The sequence below is a fragment of the Pedobacter suwonensis genome (assembly GCF_007833675.1).
GTDB classification, from domain to species: domain Bacteria; phylum Bacteroidota; class Bacteroidia; order Sphingobacteriales; family Sphingobacteriaceae; genus Pedobacter; species Pedobacter suwonensis.
Map to the genome: position 1 here is coordinate 3,971,886 of NZ_CP031708.1, position 21,238 is coordinate 3,993,123.

At 38.7% G+C, this 21,238-nt stretch carries 18 protein-coding genes; 13 read left to right on the top strand and 5 right to left on the bottom strand.

Translation table 11 applies throughout. The features are described 5' to 3' along the window. Nucleotides 1–43 precede the first annotated feature (43 nt). Together DV942_RS16420 and pgi are read right to left on the bottom strand one after the other, a co-directional pair. Complete coding sequence (locus tag DV942_RS16420; RefSeq protein WP_145859276.1) at nt 44–406, bottom strand: hypothetical protein; 363 nt, start codon at nt 404–406, stop codon at nt 44–46. Nucleotides 407–590: 184 nt separating this feature from the next. Then, the gene (pgi, locus tag DV942_RS16425; RefSeq protein WP_145859279.1) at nt 591–2,237 is read right to left on the bottom strand and encodes a glucose-6-phosphate isomerase; all 1,647 of its coding nucleotides are present in this window, start codon (nt 2,235–2,237) and stop codon (nt 591–593) included. 469 nt (nt 2,238–2,706) lie between these two features. Here pgi and DV942_RS16430 point away from each other — a divergent pair, with 469 nt between their 5' ends. From DV942_RS16430 to DV942_RS16460, 7 genes are all read left to right on the top strand, one after another. After that, nucleotides 2,707–3,705: an NHL repeat-containing protein gene (locus DV942_RS16430; protein WP_145859281.1), complete on the top strand. Its 999-nt coding sequence runs from the start codon at nt 2,707–2,709 to the stop codon at nt 3,703–3,705. Nucleotides 3,706–3,828: 123 nt separating this feature from the next. After that, nucleotides 3,829–5,133, top strand: coding sequence for an amidohydrolase (locus DV942_RS16435; protein ID WP_145859284.1), 1,305 nt, complete (start codon nt 3,829–3,831; stop codon nt 5,131–5,133). A gap of 132 nt (nt 5,134–5,265) precedes the next feature. Then, nucleotides 5,266–6,340, top strand: a protein-coding gene (prfB, locus tag DV942_RS16440) for a peptide chain release factor 2 (RefSeq protein WP_145859287.1) whose coding sequence is annotated in 2 segments (ribosomal slippage) — nt 5,266–5,325 and nt 5,327–6,340 — 1,074 coding nt in all. Because the reading frame shifts where the segments join, the coding sequence is not laid out codon by codon here. Between the two features lie 46 nt (nt 6,341–6,386). After that, nucleotides 6,387–7,265, top strand: a complete 879-nt coding sequence (locus DV942_RS16445; protein WP_244950724.1) for an alpha/beta hydrolase — start codon at nt 6,387–6,389, stop codon at nt 7,263–7,265. A gap of 39 nt (nt 7,266–7,304) precedes the next feature. Beyond that, nucleotides 7,305–8,141 (top strand): DUF4595 domain-containing protein, encoded by an 837-nt coding sequence (locus tag DV942_RS16450; protein WP_145859293.1) that lies wholly within the window; start codon nt 7,305–7,307, stop codon nt 8,139–8,141. Nucleotides 8,142–8,471: 330 nt separating this feature from the next. Next, nucleotides 8,472–9,299: a glycoside hydrolase family 16 protein gene (locus DV942_RS16455; protein WP_145859295.1), complete on the top strand. Its 828-nt coding sequence runs from the start codon at nt 8,472–8,474 to the stop codon at nt 9,297–9,299. Between the two features lie 63 nt (nt 9,300–9,362). Beyond that, nucleotides 9,363–9,845 carry a CAP domain-containing protein gene (locus DV942_RS16460; protein ID WP_145859298.1) on the top strand — a complete coding sequence of 161 codons (483 nt, stop codon included), beginning with the start codon at nt 9,363–9,365 and terminating at the stop codon, nt 9,843–9,845. Here the strand turns inward: DV942_RS16460 and DV942_RS16465 are convergent. Next, entirely contained in the window at nt 9,812–10,948 is a 1,137-nt protein-coding gene (locus tag DV942_RS16465; protein WP_244950725.1) for a glycoside hydrolase family 18 protein, read from the bottom strand. The two genes, DV942_RS16460 and DV942_RS16465, sit on opposite strands and share 34 nt — an antisense overlap. A gap of 19 nt (nt 10,949–10,967) precedes the next feature. Beyond that, nucleotides 10,968–11,831 carry a transglutaminase-like domain-containing protein gene (locus DV942_RS16470; RefSeq protein WP_145859305.1) on the bottom strand — a complete coding sequence of 288 codons (864 nt, stop codon included), beginning with the start codon at nt 11,829–11,831 and terminating at the stop codon, nt 10,968–10,970. A gap of 44 nt (nt 11,832–11,875) precedes the next feature. Between DV942_RS16470 and DV942_RS16475 the strand changes: the two genes are divergently transcribed. The 4 genes from DV942_RS16475 to DV942_RS16490 all read left to right on the top strand — a co-directional run bounded on the left by DV942_RS16475 (nt 11,876) and on the right by DV942_RS16490 (nt 16,261). Beyond that, nucleotides 11,876–12,658 carry an O-methyltransferase gene (locus DV942_RS16475; RefSeq protein ID WP_145859308.1) on the top strand — a complete coding sequence of 261 codons (783 nt, stop codon included), beginning with the start codon at nt 11,876–11,878 and terminating at the stop codon, nt 12,656–12,658. A gap of 6 nt (nt 12,659–12,664) precedes the next feature. Continuing rightward, nucleotides 12,665–13,333: a DUF1345 domain-containing protein gene (locus DV942_RS16480; RefSeq protein ID WP_145859309.1), complete on the top strand. Its 669-nt coding sequence runs from the start codon at nt 12,665–12,667 to the stop codon at nt 13,331–13,333. A gap of 304 nt (nt 13,334–13,637) precedes the next feature. Continuing rightward, nucleotides 13,638–14,006 (top strand): BlaI/MecI/CopY family transcriptional regulator, encoded by a 369-nt coding sequence (locus tag DV942_RS16485; RefSeq protein ID WP_145859312.1) that lies wholly within the window; start codon nt 13,638–13,640, stop codon nt 14,004–14,006. Continuing rightward, nucleotides 14,003–16,261, top strand: a complete 2,259-nt coding sequence (locus DV942_RS16490) for a M56 family metallopeptidase (protein ID WP_145859314.1) — start codon at nt 14,003–14,005, stop codon at nt 16,259–16,261. The genes DV942_RS16485 and DV942_RS16490 overlap by 4 nt, the downstream gene beginning before the upstream one ends. Before the next feature lie 160 nt (nt 16,262–16,421). Here the strand turns inward: DV942_RS16490 and DV942_RS16495 are convergent, their stop codons facing one another. Then, nucleotides 16,422–17,552: a BamA/TamA family outer membrane protein gene (locus tag DV942_RS16495; RefSeq protein WP_145859316.1), complete on the bottom strand. Its 1,131-nt coding sequence runs from the start codon at nt 17,550–17,552 to the stop codon at nt 16,422–16,424. Between the two features lie 1,127 nt (nt 17,553–18,679). Between DV942_RS16495 and DV942_RS16500 the strand changes: the two genes are divergently transcribed. Both DV942_RS16500 and DV942_RS16505 read left to right on the top strand, forming a co-directional pair. Further along, complete coding sequence (locus DV942_RS16500) at nt 18,680–19,660, top strand: deoxyhypusine synthase family protein (RefSeq protein ID WP_090986771.1); 981 nt, start codon at nt 18,680–18,682, stop codon at nt 19,658–19,660. Nucleotides 19,661–19,914: 254 nt separating this feature from the next. Beyond that, complete coding sequence (locus tag DV942_RS16505; protein ID WP_145859317.1) at nt 19,915–21,210, top strand: c-type cytochrome; 1,296 nt, start codon at nt 19,915–19,917, stop codon at nt 21,208–21,210. Nucleotides 21,211–21,238 lie beyond the last annotated feature (28 nt).

Sequence of the window (21,238 nt, forward strand, 5' to 3'; positions counted from 1 at the left end):
TAATATGTTTAATTGCTAATAAAAACCGGAGTTATTCGATGAATTATTCTGGCATACCCTTATCAACCCAGGCTTGTAATAATGCTCTTTCACTGGCGGTTATTGATCCACCTTTTGGCATTGTTTTGGTAACCAGAACAGCATTCGCTACGCGCGCATCATTTTTAATCGAGGCTATGCCGTTGAATAACCAAACTGATGCAATTGCCCCGTTTGAACCATGGCAGCTACTACATTTGGTTTGAAAAAGTGCGCCTGCAAAATTACTATAGGTTACATTGGCTGTCGTTACCGGGGTTGGATCCGTTGGTGTTGCTGGTTTTAATTCTTCCGCTTGTTTTTTAGAACAGGCAAAAAGAAGGGCCGTAATTGCGGCTAACGAAAAGATTACATTTTGTTTTTTCATAGTTAATCGATTAGTAAAACTAGTGATGGATTCATTTTTCTATCCTGATGTTTGATTTTGGTACAATTGAAATATTAACCGTTACGTGGCTTTATCCAGAATGGTTGCCCGTAATAAAAAAATAAAAAAAGCCGTTCTGATTTTACATCAGAACGGCTTTCAGGATAAATATTTAATTAAAAGCTTATCTCCAGGCCTTATACTGGTTAATTAAGCCATTGGTAGAACTATCGTGACTCGAAACTTCTTCGTTGCCCGCCAGTTCTGGAAGAATCTTTTTGGCCAGTTGTTTACCCAGTTCCACTCCCCATTGATCGAAACTAAAAATGTTCCATATAATACCCTGAACAAATATTTTATGTTCGTAAATGGCTACTAAACTCCCTAATGTATAAGGAGTTATTTTCTTTAATAATATGGAGTTTGTCGGACGGTTTCCTTCGAAAACCTTAAATGGTGCGATTTTTTCAATTTCTGCATCAGATTTACCTTCTTTCTTTAACTCGGAAGTTACTTCTTCTGCGGTCTTGCCGTTCATTAGCGCTTCAGTTTGTGCAAAGAAATTCGATAATAAGATAGGGTGATGATCGCCCAGTGGATTTAAACTTTGTGCCGGTGCAATAAAGTCAGCAGGAATAATCCGGGTGCCTTGGTGAATTAATTGATAAAAAGCATGTTGGCCATTTGTCCCTGGCTCGCCCCAGATAATCGGTCCGGTTTCATAATCAACCTCATTACCGTTTCTATCCACATGTTTACCATTACTTTCCATATCGCCTTGCTGAAAATATGCCGCAAAACGGTGCATGTATTGGTCGTAAGGCAAGATCACCTGCGTTTCTGCATTATAGAAATTAATGTACCAAACGCCTAGTAAACCTAATATTACAGGGAGATTACTTTCAAATTCTGTAGTTTTAAAGTGGTTATCAATAGCATGGGCACCGGCTAGTAGTTGCTTAAAATTGTCGAAACCTATACTTAACGAGATAGACAAGCCGATAGCGCTCCATAATGAGTATCGACCGCCCACCCAGTCCCAAAATTCGAACATGTTTTCGGTATCGATACCAAAAGCAGAAACGTCTTTAGCATTGGTAGATAATGCGGCGAAGTGTTTGGCAATATCGTTTTCTTTACCACCATTTTCTAAAAACCAGGTACGGGCAGAGTGCGCGTTCGTCATGGTTTCCTGTGTGGTAAAAGTTTTTGATGCTACCAGGAATAAAGTGGTTTCAGCATTCACGTTGGCCAAAGTTTCAGCAATGTGCGTACCGTCGATATTCGAAACGAAGTGAATATTTAAATGGTTTTTATAGTGTTTTAAAGCTTCGGTAACCATTACTGGGCCTAAGTCTGATCCACCAATACCTATATTTACCACATCAGTAATGGCTTTACCGGTATAACCTTTCCATTCACCGCTGATGATACTGTTGCTAAACTTCTCCATTTTAGCCAGTACAGCATTTACTTCTGGCATCACATCCTTTCCGTCAACTAAAATCGGGGTATTGCTCAAATTACGTAAAGCGATATGAAGTACTGAGCGGTCTTCGGTTTCATTGATCTTGTCTCCGTTGTACATCGACTTTATGGCCTCATCTAATTTACACTCACGTGCCAACTGAATCAGGAGGGCTAATGTTTCGTCGCTGATGCGGTTTTTGCTATAATCCAGAAGGATATCTTCAAAAAAAACAGAGAACTTATTGAAACGATCTGCATCTTCAGCAAAAAGATCTTCAATGCTCTTTTGATTAATATCTATAAAATGGTCGGCTAAATATCTGTAGGCCTCAGTTTCTGTAAAATTTATTTTAGGTAACATAATCTTTGTTTTTTGTAAAAGTAATAAAGCAAAAATTTAAAATGATCTTTTTAATGTGTTAAATCATTAAGAATTTTTTAATTTATGATAAACTAAAAAAAATGCCGGCGGTTCATCAATTTCGCAATGTATATGTCAACTAATGTGGATGATGTAACTGGGAGATTCAGTACGAGAAATCCTTAGAGGTTTGTCGACTAGTTTTTTTAAAAAAAATCAGATGCCTACTTTTACGTGCTTTGAAATAAGTACCTTTGTAAAAAAATATAAAAGTATGTTTAGATCGCTCTCTCTTTTGGCCGCCTGCTGGCTGTTTTTTTCTTGTTTCTTTTTCTCCTCATGCGAAAAAGAAGGGATAACTAAAATAGATACTTTACGAATTATTGATACCCTTGATGTTGATCGCCCGATAAATTTAAAAGCAACAAAAGGTGTTTATGGCTCGCGTATTACGGTGTCGTGGACACCAATGCCCTTAGCTCAAAAATATCAATTATTTAAGTTTGATGTTACTTCTCAGAAATATATTTTACTTAAAGAGTTAGCTGATACGACTTTTGATGATTTGACTATTAGCAAATCCTTAACCAAGAATTTTTATAAGGTAAGAACCTTCAACGGTATAAAGTCGTTTAGTAGATTTAGTGATGCAGATTTTGGTTATACTTCTGCGTATAACTATTATAAAGCGCTTACTTTTGGCTCTGAAGGATATGGTGCTTCACAATTTAAATTTAATATGCACATTGAGGTTGATAAAACCGGAAATGTTTATGTAAGTGATGAAGAACTGAATAGGGTTCTTAAATTTAGTGCTACTGGAAGTTTCATAGAGCAGTTTTATACTGGATCTGCGGCTAGAGCCATAGCATTTTTTGATAATGGAAACTATGTTGCTACCCGAACACAGAGCAGTAGTTATGTTCAGATATTTAACTCAAATAAGCAATTAATCAGAGAATGGGGTACTTACGGAACAGGAGATAGTAACTTTGGGAATATCGAATGTTTAACCATTGATGATGAACAAAATATTTGGATTGTTGATGGTGTGAATCATCGGATTAAAAAATATGATCAGAATGGGAATTTATTGCTGAAATTTGGTAAGCAGGGAAAAGCAGAAGGAGACTTTGATGCCCCGTTTGGTATCTGCTATTTCAAAAACAAAATTTATGTTTCAGATACAAGGAATAATCGTATCGAAGTTTTTGACAAGAGTGGTAAATTCTTAAAAGTTTTTGCTGTAAAGGGTTACCTCTTTGGCCTACGTGCTTTTGGCGATAATATTTATATCGCCAATTCTGGCGAAAGTGTTATTATCAAAACCGATGAGAATGGAGATATTCAAGAAAAAATAGGTGCTGGTTCATTTTTGAATTTAGTAGATGTAACCGTTGCGCCAAATGGAGATGTTCTTGCCTGCGATGTTTATGGCAGAAGGATAATTGTATTTAAAAAGGGTTAACATCTTAGATTTCTAAATTTATTAAAAAGCCATTCTACATCAGAATGGCTTTTGTTCATTTACGCAATTCTATCTCTCCATAAAATTGTTTAGCTTAGAACACCTAAACCAAACTACCATTTTATGAAGAAGATATACCTGATCGGTTTTTCATTCCTGGCATTAAATGCTTTCGCTCAAAAATCAGATTTAAGGCGATTAGTCTCGAATAAAGCAGATGCCATAGAACAAAAAGTAATTACCTGGAGACGTGATTTTCACCAACATCCCGAATTGGGAAATACTGAAGTAAGAACAGCTGGTATTATTGCGAAACATTTAGAATCTTTAGGTATACAAGTGAAAACAGGTATTGCAAAGACCGGAGTAGTTGGCATATTAAAAGGAGGGAAGCCAGGACCTGTTGTTGCACTTCGAGCTGATATGGATGGTTTGCCCGTTACCGAGCGGGTTGATGTCCCTTTTGCCTCTAAAGTGAGAACACAATACAACGGTCAGGAAGTTGGGGTAATGCACGCCTGTGGACACGATAGTCATGTGGCTATTTTAATGGGCGTAGCAGAAGTGTTGGCCGCCATACAAAAAGATATCCCAGGTACGGTTAAATTTATTTTTCAGCCTGCTGAAGAAGGAGTGCCCGAGGGAGAGGAAGGCGGAGCAGCCTTAATGATCAAAGAAGGCGTACTCGAAAATCCAAAAGTGGATGTCATTTTCGGTCTGCATATCAATTCACAAACTGAGGTTGGCGATATAACTTACCGTCCTGGTGGTACCATGGCCGCTGTAAACGATATGAAGATTACCGTTACCGGCAGGCAGGCTCATGGCGCATATCCCTGGAGCAGTATTGATCCTGTGGTGGTTTCTGCCCAGATTATCAATAACCTGCAAACCATTGTTAGCCGTAATTTAAATGTAACCGAGAATCCAGGGGTAGTTACCATCGGTGCCATTAACGGTGGTGTTCGGTCGAATATTATACCTGAAAAAGTAGAAATGCTGGGTACCGTTCGCAATTTCAGCAAAGAAGATGAAGCCATGTTTATTGAACGGATCAAAACCATCGCTACCAAAACTGCAGAGGCAGGGGGCGCAACCGCGGTAGTGAAAATTCCATACAGCAACCATTACCCGGTTACTTTCAATAATATTGCACTTACCGAAAAAATGCTTCCCAGTATGCAGTTAACGGCAGGGAAAGAACATGTAAAGTTAAAACCGCCAGTTACCGGCGCAGAAGATTTCTCTTTCTTTCAGGAAAAAGTACCAGGCTTATTTGTTTTTTTAGGTGGTATGCCTAAAGGTAAAGATCCTTTAAAGGCGCCCTCACATCATACCCCTGATTTTTACCTTGATGAAAGTGGTTTCGTATTAGGCGTTAAATTACTTTCCAATCTTACGCTGGATTATATGACCATGAAGAGATAAGCGTTAGTTCATTTGTTAGATGCATAATTGATCAGGGAAAATCAACTAGTCCGTTAGCTGTCGGCGGATAGTTTTAATTGAAATCGCTTTCCCCCATGCGCTATGCTCAAAGCGATTTCCTATATTTGTTTCATGACGAAAGAACAGATTCAGGATTTAAGAGACAGGGTAACGTCTCTGAGGAGGTATCTTTGACGTTGATGAGCTACTTTACGCCATTCGCGAAGAAGAAAAATTAACCATGGCGCCCGATTTCTGGGACGATCCGAAAAAAGCAGAAAAAATTCTGGCAGAAATTAGTTCAAAGAAAAAGTGGACTGATGGTTTTAACCAAACTGATAACGCAGTTGAGGATGCAGCTGTGATGTTCGATTTTTTTCAGTCCGGAGATGCTTCGGAAACTGAAATGAAAGAGCAGTACGAAATCGGTAAACAAGCTGTAGAAGATCTTGAGCTTAAAAATATGCTGCGCAGTAAAGAAGACCAGCTTTCAGCCGTCATGCAGATTACCGCCGGTGCCGGTGGTACCGAGAGTTGCGACTGGGCTTATATGCTGATGCGTATGTATTTGATGTGGGGTGAAAAAAATGGCTACAAAATTACTGAACAGGATAGCCAGGAAGGGGAAATTGCAGGTATTAAATCGGTAACCCTCCAGTTTGATGGCGATTTTTCTTACGGCTACCTCAAAGGTGAAAATGGCGTTCACCGTTTGGTTAGGATATCACCATTTGATTCAAATGCCCGGCGGCATACTTCTTTTGCCTCCGTATATGTTTATCCTTTGGTTGATGATACCATTCAGATCGATATTAATCCTGCCGATATTGAATTTGAAACATTCAGGGCTGGTGGTGCCGGTGGACAAAATGTAAATAAAGTTGAAACGGCAGTACGTTTATATCACAAACCATCTGGCATTATCATCAAAAACCAGGAGTCGCGGTCGCAGTTGCAGAATAAAGAAAATGCCATTCGTTTGCTTAAATCTCAGTTATTTGAAATAGAAGAAAGAAAGCGCAATGAAGCCATTGCTGCAGTAGAAGGATCGAAGAAAAAGATAGAGTGGGGCTCGCAGATCAGGAGTTATGTGCTGGATGACCGACGCGTGAAAGACCATCGTACCAATTATCAGACTTCTAATCCTGATGCCGTGTTAAACGGCGATATTAACGACTTTTTAAAGGCATATTTAATGGAGTTTTAATCTAAAACAAATGGGAAAATCATCCACTCTTATAATGCTATTACTCATGGCAATAAACTATTCGAATGCCCAAGAAGTAATCCCGTTGTACACTGGCGACATTCCAGGTGCAAAACCTACTCCGGCAACCTACGTGGAGCATACCGAAGTGCGTAACAATGGTACGCTAATCATTACCAAAGTATCGGTACCAACGATCACGGTTTTTGTTGCGCCAAAGGAAATTGCCACCGGAACGGCAGTAATTATTTGCCCTGGCGGTGGTTATAGTGGTTTAGCATTTAGCCATGAAGGAACAGATGTAGCTAAACGCTTCAATGCCATTGGCGTTACTGCATTTGTATTAAAATACCGTTTGCCGAGCGATGAAATTATGGTTGATAAAACTTATGGTCCGCTGCAGGATGCACAGCAGGCCATTTACTTAGTGAGAAAAAATGCAAAGCAATATGGAATTAAGGCCAATAAGATTGGAATTATGGGTTTTTCTGCCGGTGGGCATTTTGCCTCAACTTTAGTGGCGCATTATAAAGATCTTAAAATTTCTAATCCCGAAAAGATTAATCTGAGACCAAACTTTGCCGCATTAATTTATCCTGTAATCAGTTTCGAAGAATCGGTACATACCGGTACCATGAAGAATTTATTGAGTCCAAATCCTGCCGATAGTTTAAAACGTTATTTCTCGGCCAATGAAAATATAACTAAAAAAACACCTCCTGTTTTTTTTGTACATGCTAAAGATGATAAAACTGTTCCTTACGAAAACAGTATACTGATGAATGAGGCATTAAAGCAACACGATATTGATACCGATATTTATTTATACGAAAACGGTGGGCATGGATTTGGTTTGATTAATAAAACTTCTGATGTGGATTGGTTTAACTTGCTGATCAGCTGGTTAAAAAAGGAGAAGTTTTAATATCTTTGCGGATATTTTAACCTCTTAACCGGAATTTAAATGCAAAAAACAATCAAGTATGTAATGGTAGCCCTGGTTGCTATTATTGCTGCGGCAGGCTGTAAAAAAGAAATTAATTGGAATGCCAGGCTTAATCCTAACGGGAATGGCTGTCAGCTGGCGAGCTTAAAGGCTGATATCGATTTATTGGGAAGCTATACGATTACCTTTAACTATGATGCTCAAGGTCGTGTTTCAAAGCTAAACAGTGGAGCAGAGACCAATACCTACGTTTATGCCGCAAATAAAATTACGGCTACTGATGAAACAGGTCGCGTAGCAGAAATTGTGCTTGAGAATGGCCGGGCAATTTCCAGCGGTGCTGAAGGTATCGTTACAGTAGGGGGTATTTCTTATGCTTATTCCCGAAAATATACTTATAATGCCGAAGGATATTTAATTCAGGTAAAGAATTATTTGAATAACGAATTAAGCACAACTGATAACCTGACCTATGCAAATGGTAATCTGGTAAGTGCAGTTTCACTGGCGGCACATGGAGGTTATAAGGAAACCACAACCTACAGCTACTCGAATGAAATTGCAATGAACGTGTACGAAATCTCCGACCCTCTTTCTTATCATGTTGATTATTTTCCCGGAGGATATTTTGGCAGACAATCTAAAAATGTATTAATTAAAAGCGTTTCTAAAACTGTAGATCAGGATGGTAGCCCTTTTAGCAATGAAACCATGGCCTATACTTACCAATATGATGCCAAAGGAAATGCCACCTCTTTAAACTACGTCAATACTTCTACTTTTTATCCGTCAGGTGGACCTGCTGAAACAGAAAGCTACGCCGGAGAATTCTTATTAACATACAACTGCAGATAGCCTTAACTTGAGTAAGAGCCTGATCATGATTTTTGGTCAGGCTTTTTTTGAATAAAATGTTTTTTGATTCTTCAAACCAAAATCTGTAAATCCCATTTTACCACTCTATTTTTACGATTTCGCCCCTTATTTTTTAGAAATGATGTGTATATATTTGATTACATCGATGTGATTTTATTCTAGTACAATGTAGATGATCTAATAAGACTAAACCTGTAAATTGCAAATGGGCTTAATTTTTAGCTGTACATGCATTAGTATTTCAGGTTTTTTAAGGTTAGGCATGTATAAACTTAAATAATTAACCAAATATTTACCTAATTAAAAAAAATGAGAACAGAAACAATGAAACTGTGGCTGCTATTGGTATGCCTGTTTACCAGCCTCTTATCTTGTAAAAAAGATCAAGCTAAAATTAAATCTGAAAATGGTCAGGTTAAGGCCTGGGAAACATTAATTGACGGCAACTCTTTTGCAAGTTATGCTAATTTTGAGGCGCAATGGAATTACAATTATCCATGGGGTACCGATCATAATGGCTCGGCACGTATGGTAGGGAGCTCTTCTAACCATAATCAAATCTCCTTAAGCGGAGGTGTATTAACCATTAAAGCTACCCGTTTGGCTTCATCGCCCGGAAACAGTACCGCTAATGGTTTTACCAATGTGGCCATTTGGTATAACTCTGGTGCTTGCCATGCCAAGCAGCAGGTGGTCATTAACGATCAGTTCCCTAGTTATACCATCTCAGGAGATTTTGCCGTGCCAACAAGTAAAGGTACCTGGCCTGCCTTCTGGATTACAGGTGTTAATTCCTGGCCTCCGGAAAGCGATATTATGGAATTTAAAGGCAACAGCACCAATTGGCAAAACACTTATGATGGTGGTTGGGAAAATAAACTTACAACAGTTTCCAATGCAGGTTCTTACCATAATTACAAATGCTGGTATAACAAAGTAAATGCAACTGATGTAGATTGCCATTATTATATCGATAATGTTTGGGTAGCCAAACATACCATGAGCAATTCGGTAAATAAACCGATGTGGTTAATCATCAATATGCAGATGGAAGGCGACAGCGGCTCTCCTGGTCCATCTGGCAATACAATTTATACTGGTAGAAACATTTATCTGGGCAGAGAACGGGCGTTTTAGTCAATTAAACAACAACTAATTTGGAGGCAGCTGTAAAGCTGCCTCCGTTGTAGCATATCATATATGAACAGATATTCGACCATGTTTGCCGTTGTATTACTCTGCGTTTTATTTGTGCAGTGCAAAAAAGATGGAATAACAGGCCCGGTAAATAGTCTTGCCTCATTGGTTAATAAAATTAATCTCATAAGACAGCGCGGATGTAATTGTGGTGTTGAATATATGCCTCCGGTAGCTGATTTATCGGTGAATAATCAGCTGCAAAATGCGGCAATCATACATGCAACAGATATGGCTGAGCAAAACTATTTTGATCATTTGTCTCCAGATGGCGGTACTCCCGCCGAACGAGCAACAAGCGCAGGTTACAAAGGCGATTTTAGGGCAGAAAACTTAGCCAAAGGATATGGTGAGGCAGATCAGGTTATTAATGCATGGAAAAATAGTGTAAGCCATTGTAAAGCCATGATGGATGCCAAAAGTAAAGAGGTAGGGGTAGGTACGGCAAAAAATTATTGGGTAGTAACTTTCGGGAGTCCTAAATAATCTTTTATCGTCTGGTCAATTACATCTAACAGGCCATTATTATATTTATCGTCAGTTAACTCCCAAAACATGATGCCATTTAATTTCTGATCAATTGCATATTTGGTTTTTAACGAAACTGATTTAGGGTCATCAAAAGTAGCAAAATACCGGGTTTGTGGGTTATAATAATAGGGCGCTTCGGCAGTCCCGTCCCAAAAATACGTATAGCCATTTTCGGTTGAAAATTGCTTGCCGAAATCTTTAAAAGAGACGCCTTTTAAAAACTTGGTTGGCTGATATAATCCATGGTCGGCATCTGTAGTGTTTTCAAAAATACGGGCATAAAATGCTGCGCCTAAAGCAATTTTCCGTGCAGGTACACCTAAACCGATTAAAGCTTTTACCGCATAATCTCCGGATAGTGTTTGTTGCGGAGTAGAATATAAAGGAGTATGGTGGCCACTTTGTGTTGCATATCCACTTACCAGGTCGTAACTCATTACATTAACGCGGTTTACCAGAGGCATTACCAGGTCCCATTCGAAGCAAGAATCAATGCAGTTTTGAGTACCGCCCGCCGCGAAACTGATCTCTGCTTTTTTACCGAGTTTATTTCTCAGTTCTTTAACCAATAAAGTAAAGTTATGCTTGTCAGCTGGCATATACCGATGCCCGGGATAACCCAACACTGCCGGATATTCCCAATCGAGGTCTATCCCATCCGCCTTAAAGAAATCTAAAAGCGCTTTGGTTGTTTTGGCAAATGTCTTTCGCCCTTTATTTCTGGCAAATACTTCCGAACAAGTAGCGCACCCACTCCAGCCACCCATGGCAATCATTACCTTTAAGTCGGGGTTCCGTTTTTTCAGCTCCACCATTTTCGAAATCAAAGCCGAATCTTTGGCTGCCCTGATGTTCAAACTATCGCCCTTTAAGTGTCCGAAACTATAGATCAGGTGACTGATCTTTTCAATCGGAAAACTATCTATAACTGACCCCTGGCCTGTATAGTATGCAATAACATTTGGCTTAACTGTTTTTTGTGCCTGTAAATTGCCCGCGAAAAGTGAGAAGGCTGTTAAAAGACAGATTAAGAATAGATTTCCAATTTTTTTAAACACAGGTGGCGGTATTTACGGACTATTTTTCTGCTAAAATGTCTTGAAGTTCGTTTAATTCGGCTACTTTTTCAGTGGCTCCGGCATTTTCATAAGCCGAAATCAGGTTTCTGATTACCCGGCGGATAATATCAGTATTGCTGCACGGTTTATAATATTCGGGCAAAGCTTCTAAATTAAGCTGACGCAAAAACTGATCTACATCGTGTTTGCCAAAAATGTTGCCCCGGTTAAAAGCATTGATGTAAAAGAGTACACCATACTCGGTACCCTCTTGCTTACTGTCATCAATATAACCCAAAATAAAGTGCTGCGGCAAATTTATCCCGTACACGGGCAGGTCTAGCTTTTGGGCCAGGGTAGAATAAATAATGGCTAGAGAGATCTGGTTCCCTTTTTTGCTTTCTAAAACCTGGTTTAAGTAGGAGTTTTGCGGATCATGATGGTTTTTGGTATTGCCGCTAAAGCCATACTGCTGGTATAAAACGTGGTTGATCAGTTTTACTTTCTCAACTGAACTCATTTCGTATTGCAGGCCCAGCCAGATATCCCTTTTAATCTCTTCAATCTGATTAATTACCTTTTGTTCGTCTAGGTCAGGATATTGGTAGCGGTTTATGATCAAAGCGCCCTGCAATAAATCAAAAGCACCACTTAAATACCAAAGGTTTAGATCTTCTTTAACCGTTTTAAACTGGATTTGATGAACAATGTTTTCAATGCGTTCCTGCATCAGTCCATCAAAGGATTGTTCCCATGCATTTTCTAAGTAATGGATAACTTCACCACCATATTCAAGCAGTTTTTTCTCCACATGTTGATACACTTCCTCGTCGGGATCGTCCAATAATTTAACTAAAGCACTTATCTCTGCGATATTTTCCATAAAACATACATACGTTTGCGGTGTTTAATTACTTTTGCAATATTATGTTATTTCAATTTATTACAGATTACCTTAAACACCGTTTAACAGCTAAGAGCCGGCACGGAACGCATTCGCCATTTGTGTATAAGCTCGCTGATGAGGTAATTTACGATTTTAACGATAAATCTGAATATAAAAATATAGAGGAGCAGCGAAAAAAACTTTTTAATGACGATTCCGTCATCACTGTTACCGACCTCGGTGCAGGGTCTCACCTCAATAAGAACCGAACAAAGAAGGTAAGTCAGATTGCCAAAAATGCGTTAAAAAGCCCAAGATTGGCCAAACTCATTTATCGGCTGGCTAAAAATATCAAAGCAAAAAGTGCGATCGAATTGGGTACTTGTTTGGGAATTACGACTGCTTATTTAGCAAAAACAGATGCCCAAACCGAGGTAATTACAATAGAAGGATGTCCACAAACCGCAGAGGTTGCCAGAAAAAACTTCCAGGACCTGAATTTAGAAAATATCGAGCTTCATGTGGGGAACTTTGATTTGATTTTGCCAGATATTATCGCCCGGCAGCCCAGTCTGGATTTTGTTTACATTGATGGGAACCACCGTAAAGATGCTACCTTAAATTATTTTAAATGGTGCCTGCCAAAAGTAACGGAAAATTCGTTGCTGATTTTTGATGATATTTACTGGAGCGAAGGCATGAAAGAAGCCTGGACCGAAATTAAGAATCACCCTGATGTTACCGTGACGATCGATTTGTTTTGGATTGGGTTAGTGTATTTCAAAAAGGGGCAGGCTAAAGAGCATTTTAAACTTAAGTTTTAACTATCCATGCAGGAACCAAAACTGGCAGGTATTCAAAAACGATCGGCATTATTTGTTTTGCTGATTAGCCTTTTCTCTGGCCTTGCGGCCTACTTGCTTTCGTTTCTTAGTAAAATGGACGCCCTTACGCATATTATGCTTGGGTGGGATATTTTTTGCCTTGTACTCAATACTCTGCATTGGTACATGTTTTTTCATACTTCTGCTGCTGAAACGCATTTAAAAGCAAAAATGCAGGATGAAACCCGAGGAGAAATTTTCGCTATTGTGGTGGTGTCTACCTTTGCTGGTTTACTGGCCGTAGTTTTACTGCTTATTAATAAAGATGTTGAGCCTCTTGATCTGGTTATCGCCATACTGGGTATGTTTTTATCTTGGTTTTTGGTGCATACTACTTTTACGATGCGTTATGCCCATTTATATTACGGTGACAAACGGAAAAAAAAATCGGAAAAGAGTGGTTCAGGATTGGAGTTCCCGGGCAGTGATGAACCTGATTTTATCGATTTTGCTTATTTTTCTTTTGTATTGGGCATGACTTTTCAGGTTTCGGACGTTGAAATTTCGGATAGAGAAATCAGACGGCTGTCTCTTTTACATAGTTTAATTGCGTTCATATTTAATACCGTAATTGTAGCATTAACGATTAATGCGCTGGCGGGTTTAAGCAAATAATTCTTTTTTAAAGACTTACGAAATTTGATTTGGTCTTGGCAGATTCTTTTGTAGATAGCAGTTTTTAGGAAATGAACGGTCTATCTCTTTTGGCAGTCTTTGGTCTCGATCCCGCTTCTGCCGATGAAGAATCGGCATCCCGCTTTGATCAGGTTTAGGTACGAAGGATAGATACCTTTCGTTAAGAAATACATTTATTATTCTATTTGTCTGATAGGCAGTGTTTTATATGTATAAACTGATTTTTCAGTAATATAACTTATTTTTTAGTTGTTTAACTAAAAAATAAGTTATAGATTTGGATATGGAAGAATTAACCAAAGCTGAAGAACGCATTATGCAGGTTTTATGGAAACTGCAGAAGGCATTCGTGAAAGACATGATAGATGAATTGGAAGAGGATCCTAAACCGCCTTATAATACCATTTCGTCTATTGTGCGTTTGCTCGAAAAGAAAGGTTACGTAAACTATAAAGCTTACGGTAAAACCTATGAATATTTTCCGGCCATTTCTAAGGATGAGTATGCTAAAACTACCTTTTCCAAATTGTTTTCAGGTTATTTTGATAATTCTCCAACCAGCTTGTTATCATTTATGGTAAAAGAGGAAAAACTAAGTGAAAAAGATATAGAAGAAATTAAGAAAATTATTAACCAGAATACAAAACCATGATTTTATTCTATCTGCTCAAAGTTACGGCCTGCACTATATTATTCTTCGGATTTTATGTATTGGTTTTACAAAAACTTACCTTCTTCAAAATCAATCGTTTTTATCTGCTGGTCACTTTACTACTGAGTTTTGTAATTCCAGCTTTGCAATTTGAGATTAAGCACGAATTGGTGACAGTGGATACAGATCCTGTGGCCAACCTGCCTGAAGTGAAAATGGCTGAAAAACCATCACAGCTTATTCAACCCTTAGCGGTCGGACTTCAACCAGAAACAAAGCCCGAAATAGATTGGTTAAATTTAGTTCCTTTTGCTTATGGCGCCATAACTTTGTTTTTGCTGCTTATTTGCATTTGGCGGTTGTTCGGCTTGATTAAATATACTGGAAACTATACTGAAAGTGATGAGGGTTTAAAACTGATCAACAAAACTGCTGGCTTTACCAATTGCTCTTTCTTTAATTATGTTTTTATTGATGGGGATAAATTAGGTGATGCTGATTTAGCTGTTTTACTTAAACATGAGCTGGTGCATGCTAGGCAATACCATTCGATAGATAAAATTATTTTAATGGTTTTTAAATCCGTTTTATGGTTTAATCCTATAGTTTACCTGTATGATAAAGCTTTAGAGCAGGTGCATGAATATGAGGCAGATGAATTTACTTCAGCAGCTTATGGAAGTGAGGCTTATGCCAGTCTGTTATTGAAACTGGCCATTGCCAAAAGTGATATGCCCTTGATCCATAATTTTGTGAAAAGCCCGATTAAAGCCCGCATTAAAATGTTGTTTAGTTTAAAATCTGAAAATAAGGAAAAAAATGCCTATTTCCTGGTTTTACCTATGACATTGATTCTATTGTGGATATTTGCCATAAAGTTTGTGTATGCAGGTAAACAGATTTCTCCTGAAAATAAATTTCAGAAAGCTCAAAAAGGTTTTATCAATCGTGGGCAATCATTATTAGATGATACCATTAATGTGGTAAAAGATTTAAGAGCAAGATATGCCGAAAATATTAGAAAAGGTGACGAAATGCTTGGTAAAAAACTTAATGTTAAATTTATTGGCTTTCGGGACTCAAAAAATGGAGTTTTGGGAGATATTAGCTACCATAATAAAATTTACTCCTTTGAGTCAATTATAAATTTAGGAAAGCTCTCTACTGTCAAAATCGGTGACAGTTTAAAAATAGAAGTCAATGGATTTTCGGTACCAGAGCCCTATAAAGAAGTGAGATTGTGGACGAATAAAATTTCTACATCCAAAGGACATGTGCTTTATGAAAGATCATTAAATCAACAGCCATTTTTATACGGCATGAACGGACTTAGATTTACTTTTTCGAGAATAGCAGCCATTGATCGGGATGCAAATCATATCCAAAGAATTACATTAAAACATCATAATTATAGGATAATACTCAATGTTGCAGAAGAAAAATTTTCGAGTAGTAGTATCCAAATAGGTGATGAAATCAGTGTAGAGTTTACAGGTGAAAAGTTGATTGCACCAGATACCTACTTTTCTAATCAGATAGTCGAGCTACATTCGCGCCAAAATAAATATATTTTTAAAGCTAAAAAGCGATATGCTAAATATCACAGCAGTGCTGATGCTCTAACTGGAATAACCACTTCTATAAAGAAAATAGGTAGTCCTATTAAACCCAAAATCATCTCCTTTAATAAAATGACCGGAGATGTCGACAAGAAAATCTCTTACATAGAGAATGCCGTAATTGATATTGTTGACAGCAGGTTAACAGCAAAGTTTGTAGAATTTGATCAGCTGAATAATAAAATGACAGCTAAAAACGCCGTTTTGAAAGCCAAAGATGGAAATTCATTAACAGCATCGGTTATTGTTTTTGATTTGAAAAATGGAAATTTTAAAGCGACATCTGGTAACGGAAAAGCAGCGGATCCAAAGAAACCTGGCTTAGAGCGGCAGTTAAAAAATGCCCTTTTAGTTCAGCCATTTAACGAAGCCGACGCGAAGGTAGAATATCGTGCTAAAGATTCTGTTAAGATGAGTAAGGATAAAAGCATCATTTATTTATTTGGTGATGCGATGGTTATTTATAATGGTGTTAAACTTAGTGGTTCAAAAATCACCTATAACAAAACAAATAATACGATTTCAGCTAATAAGGCTATGGTCTCTTCAAATAAAATTGATGGGCTGATTAAAGCAGACAGTATTTACCTCAATCTGAAAACTTCGGAAACTACATTATTCGGTGAAAATTTTTAAACTTTTATTGGATTTTCATTTTCCGTGCCTTCTGTGTTTCCGTGGCGATAAACCATCTTTGAGGGTTAGTCGCTAAAAAATCCTTCGACTCCATCCAGGATGGACACTAGGCTAAGGCCATTATGCCATCAACTCTTTTCCATCTTACCTCATCCATCCCCTAAAACGCTTCCGCTAAACTGATATAAAATCCTGCCTGGCGTTTTTCATTTGGCAGTTTTTCGCCAATACCGTAATCAAGGCGCACACTCAAACCTTTTGCCGGATCGAAAAAATAGCGGCCGCCAAGGCCATAATTGGGCTTTAGTCCATCGGCACTGAACTGGCCATTGCTAAATACCTTACCGGTACCTGCAAAAGCTACAATACCAAAGCGGTTCATGAAACGGTAGCGGATTTCAGCCTGTGCTGCCATTAAATTCTCATCGCGGTAGCGGCCGCTGTAATAGCCCCGCATCATTTGGTCGTTTCCTAATTGTTGCACCAAATAAAATGGCGTGTTTTTACTTTGGATGGTATAATAAATTCCCTGGACGCCCAAAACCACTTTTGGGGCTATGCTAAAGAAACCGCGGAGATCGATTTTGACCTGTGAGCCATTGAAATTTTCTCCTCCAAAAAAATCCGGGGCATATTGATAGGTTGCCCTTCCGAAAAAACCTTTGGTAGGATAGTTGTTGCTATTGCGGGTATCATAACTTTGCGATGCACCGATCCAGGCAACATAACCACCATCTCTATCTAAAATTTTTGGATCAGTAGCATAAATACCTCCTGGCTGCCGGTCTGTAAAATGATGATTTTCAAAACCCATTGAAACACCGGTATAAGCCTTTGGTAAAGTATTCATTTCGGCATCGAAAAGTGTTTTAAAAATCCGCTGATCCAATTTGTTTTCATCTGATTTTGTCGTGTAGTTGCCAATGCCATAAAAATTAAAAGGCTGGTTTTTAAAACGGATGTCGCCAATAAAATGGTATTTGTTCCCTTTTGTCCACATATCGCCTTTTAGCATCAAGTTTGCGGTCTTTTTGGTGGAATAAGTCGTGTTCAGTGCGAAATTGGAACTGCGGTTCATTGTATCCTTACGGTCTACATAAAAGGAATAAATTGCGCCAACACCAAATTCAAACCCGGTTTCCTGACTATATCCAAAAGCTGGCAAAGGTAAAAAGCTGGCTTTACGTGTAGTGTCCTTTTCGTTCGAGAGCATCTTCCTGATCAATTTCATTTGTGCAAAAGAACTTCCTGAGACAAGCGCAAGTAAGATAACCAGATAATATTTTTTCATCACCGCAAAGAAAAGGAAATTTAATTAGAGTTCATTAGTTCAATAGTCATTCGTTCATTGGTTATATTTGAATGCAAATTGCTGAAAAGTATAAGTTTTTGGAAAGCAGATACTGTAGCATTTGGGTTTGTGTAGTCCCGCCCCCGCTTCTGCTCCAATTGAAGAAATCGGAGCATCTCGCTACGGTCGGGTTTAGGTGGCCTGGCATATGCAATAATTTGGGGTTGCAGCGCGCATAATGAGGCTGTTTATTAGAATGGAATAGGGGAAGTTTTAATAGCAGTATAATATAGCTCACTTAAACCGGATACCATTTAATAATGGCTACCGTCATTGCTTTTCCAAATGAAAGATCCTTCGACTCCTTCCAGGATGACGGTCGCTGGGAATTAATGCAATAACCACCGCCAGCTAAACCGGATTGGAGGGGAAAGCCCGCAGGTGAGGCACGAGCCGAGGACTTGTACCGGAAAGCCGGGCTGACTTTAACAATAGCTACTGTCATTGCTTTCCAAAAAAGATGTGATCATTTATCTGAATGAAAGATCCTGAAACAAGTTCAGGATGACGCTTGCGGGAAGAATGTTGCATTTGTATGCTGACATTACTTTCTAAATGATAGACTGTTCGACGCTGTTCAGGATGATGGTCGCGAGGGAAATTGTTGCATTTTTATACTGCTATTGCCTTTTAATAAACGAGTTCTTCGATTCTGTTCTGGATGACGATCGCTGGGAATTAATGCAATGACCGCCGCCACCTAAACCGGATTGGAGGGGAAAGCCCGCAGGTGAGGCACGAGCCGAGGACTTGTACCGGAAAGCCGGGCTAACTTTAAAAATAGTTACTGTCATTGCTTTCCAAAAAAAAGATGTGATCATTTATCTGCATGAAAGATCCTGAAAACAAGTTCAGGATGACGCTTGCGAGGAGAATATTGCATTGTATGCTGACATTACTTTCTAAATGATAGACTGTTCGACGCTGTTCTGGATGACAATTGCGGGGAATCGGTTAATTGGCAACATGCACTATGCCCCAAACGTCACACTCCAAACGCTATACGCTTTTAATGTTTTCACTTTCGACCTAAATACCTATTTTTGCGGCAAACAATACAAAACGAAATGAGCAATACAAGAGGACCGATATCTCAGTTTATGGAGCGTAATTACCTCCATTTTAATGCTGCTGCAATGATGGATGCGGCTAAAGGATATGAAACGCATTTAGATGAAGGTGGTAAAATGATGATCACACTTGCTGGTGCTATGAGTACTGCAGAATTGGGCATTTCACTTGCAGAAATGATCCGCCAGGATAAAGTGGCCATTATTTCTTGTACAGGTGCAAACCTTGAAGAAGATATTATGAATCTGGTAGCACATTCTCATTATAAACGTGTACCAAATTATCGTGATTTAAGTCCGCAGGATGAATGGGATCTTTTAGAGAACCATTATAACCGCGTTACCGATACCTGTATTCCGGAAGAAGAAGCTTTCCGCCGTTTACAAAAACATATCCACAAAATCTGGAAAGATGCAGATGATGCAGGTGAAAGATATTTCCCACATGAGTTTATGTATAAGATGTTGCTAAGTGGTGATCTGGAGCAATATTATGAAATCGATCCTAAAAACTCGTGGATGCTTGCTGCGGCAGAAAAGAATCTGCCAATCGTGGTACCCGGATGGGAAGACTCAACCATGGGTAACATTTTCGCTTCTTATGTAATCAAAAATGAGTTCAAAGCAACCACAATGAAAAGCGGGATTGAATACATGGGCTGGCTGGCCGATTGGTATGTTAAAAACTCAGAGGGAAAGGGAATTGGTTTCTTTCAGATTGGTGGCGGTATTGCCGGCGATTTCCCGATCTGTGTAGTGCCGATGCTTTATCAGGATATGGAAATGGAAAATATTCCTTTCTGGAGTTATTTCTGCCAGATTTCTGATTCGACCACTTCTTACGGTTCATATTCTGGTGCCGTACCAAACGAAAAGATTACCTGGGGTAAACTGGATATCCACACACCTAAATTTATTGTAGAAAGCGATGCTACTATTGTAGCGCCATTAATGTTTGCCTGGATATTAAAACAATAATCAGAAAAATTAAATAAACCAAATTGGTTTGTACTATGCCCATTGAAGATTCTTTATCAAAATGGGCATTTTTATTGCCAGAATGGCTCGAAACGGCATTTGTTTAGAATGATTATAAATTGTATTTCAAGTCACTATTATGTCATGGGATTTATTAATAAGTTATACTTTTGTTCAAGTTTTGGTGGGGCTACCCCTAGTTCAGCATCAATTTCACAACAAAAAGTAAATTAAATAAGTATAAAGTGTTCATTATGAGAGATATCTCGATGATTTTAAAAAGCGTTTGGAAGTCGTTATTCGTATTTTCAGCAATTTCCGTAATAGCGGCTTCTACCGTAAATGCGCAGGATGCTAAAGAAGGAAGAACGCTTTTCAAAGCAAAATGTTCTTCGTGCCACGCATTAGATGCTAAATTAGTTGGTCCGGCCTTAAAGGGTGTAAGTGATCGCCACTCGGAAGAGTTCCTTTTAAAATGGATTCCAAATTCGCAAGGCCTCGTAGCTTCTGGTAACCCTGAAGCTGTTAAACTTTTTAACGAAAATGGAAAAGTGCCAATGACGTCTTTTCCTGAGTTAGACGAAACCAAGGTAAAAGATATCTTAGCTTACATTAAAGAGGGGGAGCCAAAAGCAGCTACCCCAGCAGGTGGTGCCGTTGCAGCGAAAGACGAGTCTACTTCAGGTTTATCAATTGCAGGTATCGTAGCTATCGTAGTTTTAGCCATCGTTATTTTAGTGATCTTAGGTCGTGCTTCTAAATTATTAGAGCGTTTGATTCTACAGAAACAAGGTATCGAGATTGAGGAAGATGTGCCATTAAAGGTTGGTGTGCGCAAGATGTTCAAAAACAAGAAATTTGTGATGTTCTTTATCTTGTGTTTAATCATCTGTTTAGGTTCATTCGGTTGGATGGGCATGTGGAACACAGGTGTTCATACTGGTTATCAACCGGTTCAGCCAATTAAATTTTCACATGAGCTGCATGCGGGTATCAATCAGATCGATTGTCAGTATTGCCACTCGGGTGCATTTAAATCTAAAAATGCATCTATACCATCATTAAATGTTTGTATGAACTGCCATAAAGCAGTACAGGCAAGAGATAAATATGATGGTGAAGTTTCTCCTGAGATCAAGAAAATCTATAATGCTTTGGGTTACGATCCTGAAACACAGAAATATGATGAGAGTAAAGCTAAACCAATGGAGTGGGTACGTGTACACAATCTTCCTGATTTTGCTTACTTCAACCACTCTCAGCACGTAGTTGTTGCCGAAGATGCCATCCGCAAAGCAAAAGGATTACAACCAACAGAGCCTGTATGTTTCGCCTGTCACGGCCCGGTTAATACGATGGAAGAAATTTATCAGTATTCTCCGTTAACCATGAAATGGTGTATCAACTGTCATAAAGAAACAGATATTTCTGGTCAGAAAAATAATGCTTTCTACGCTAAGGTGATCGAAGCGCATGAGAAGATTAAAAAAGGCGAGAAAATTACACCAGCGTTATTGGGTGGTTTAGAGTGTGGTAAATGCCACTATTAATAGATTAGAGTTTAGTAAGAACGTTCGA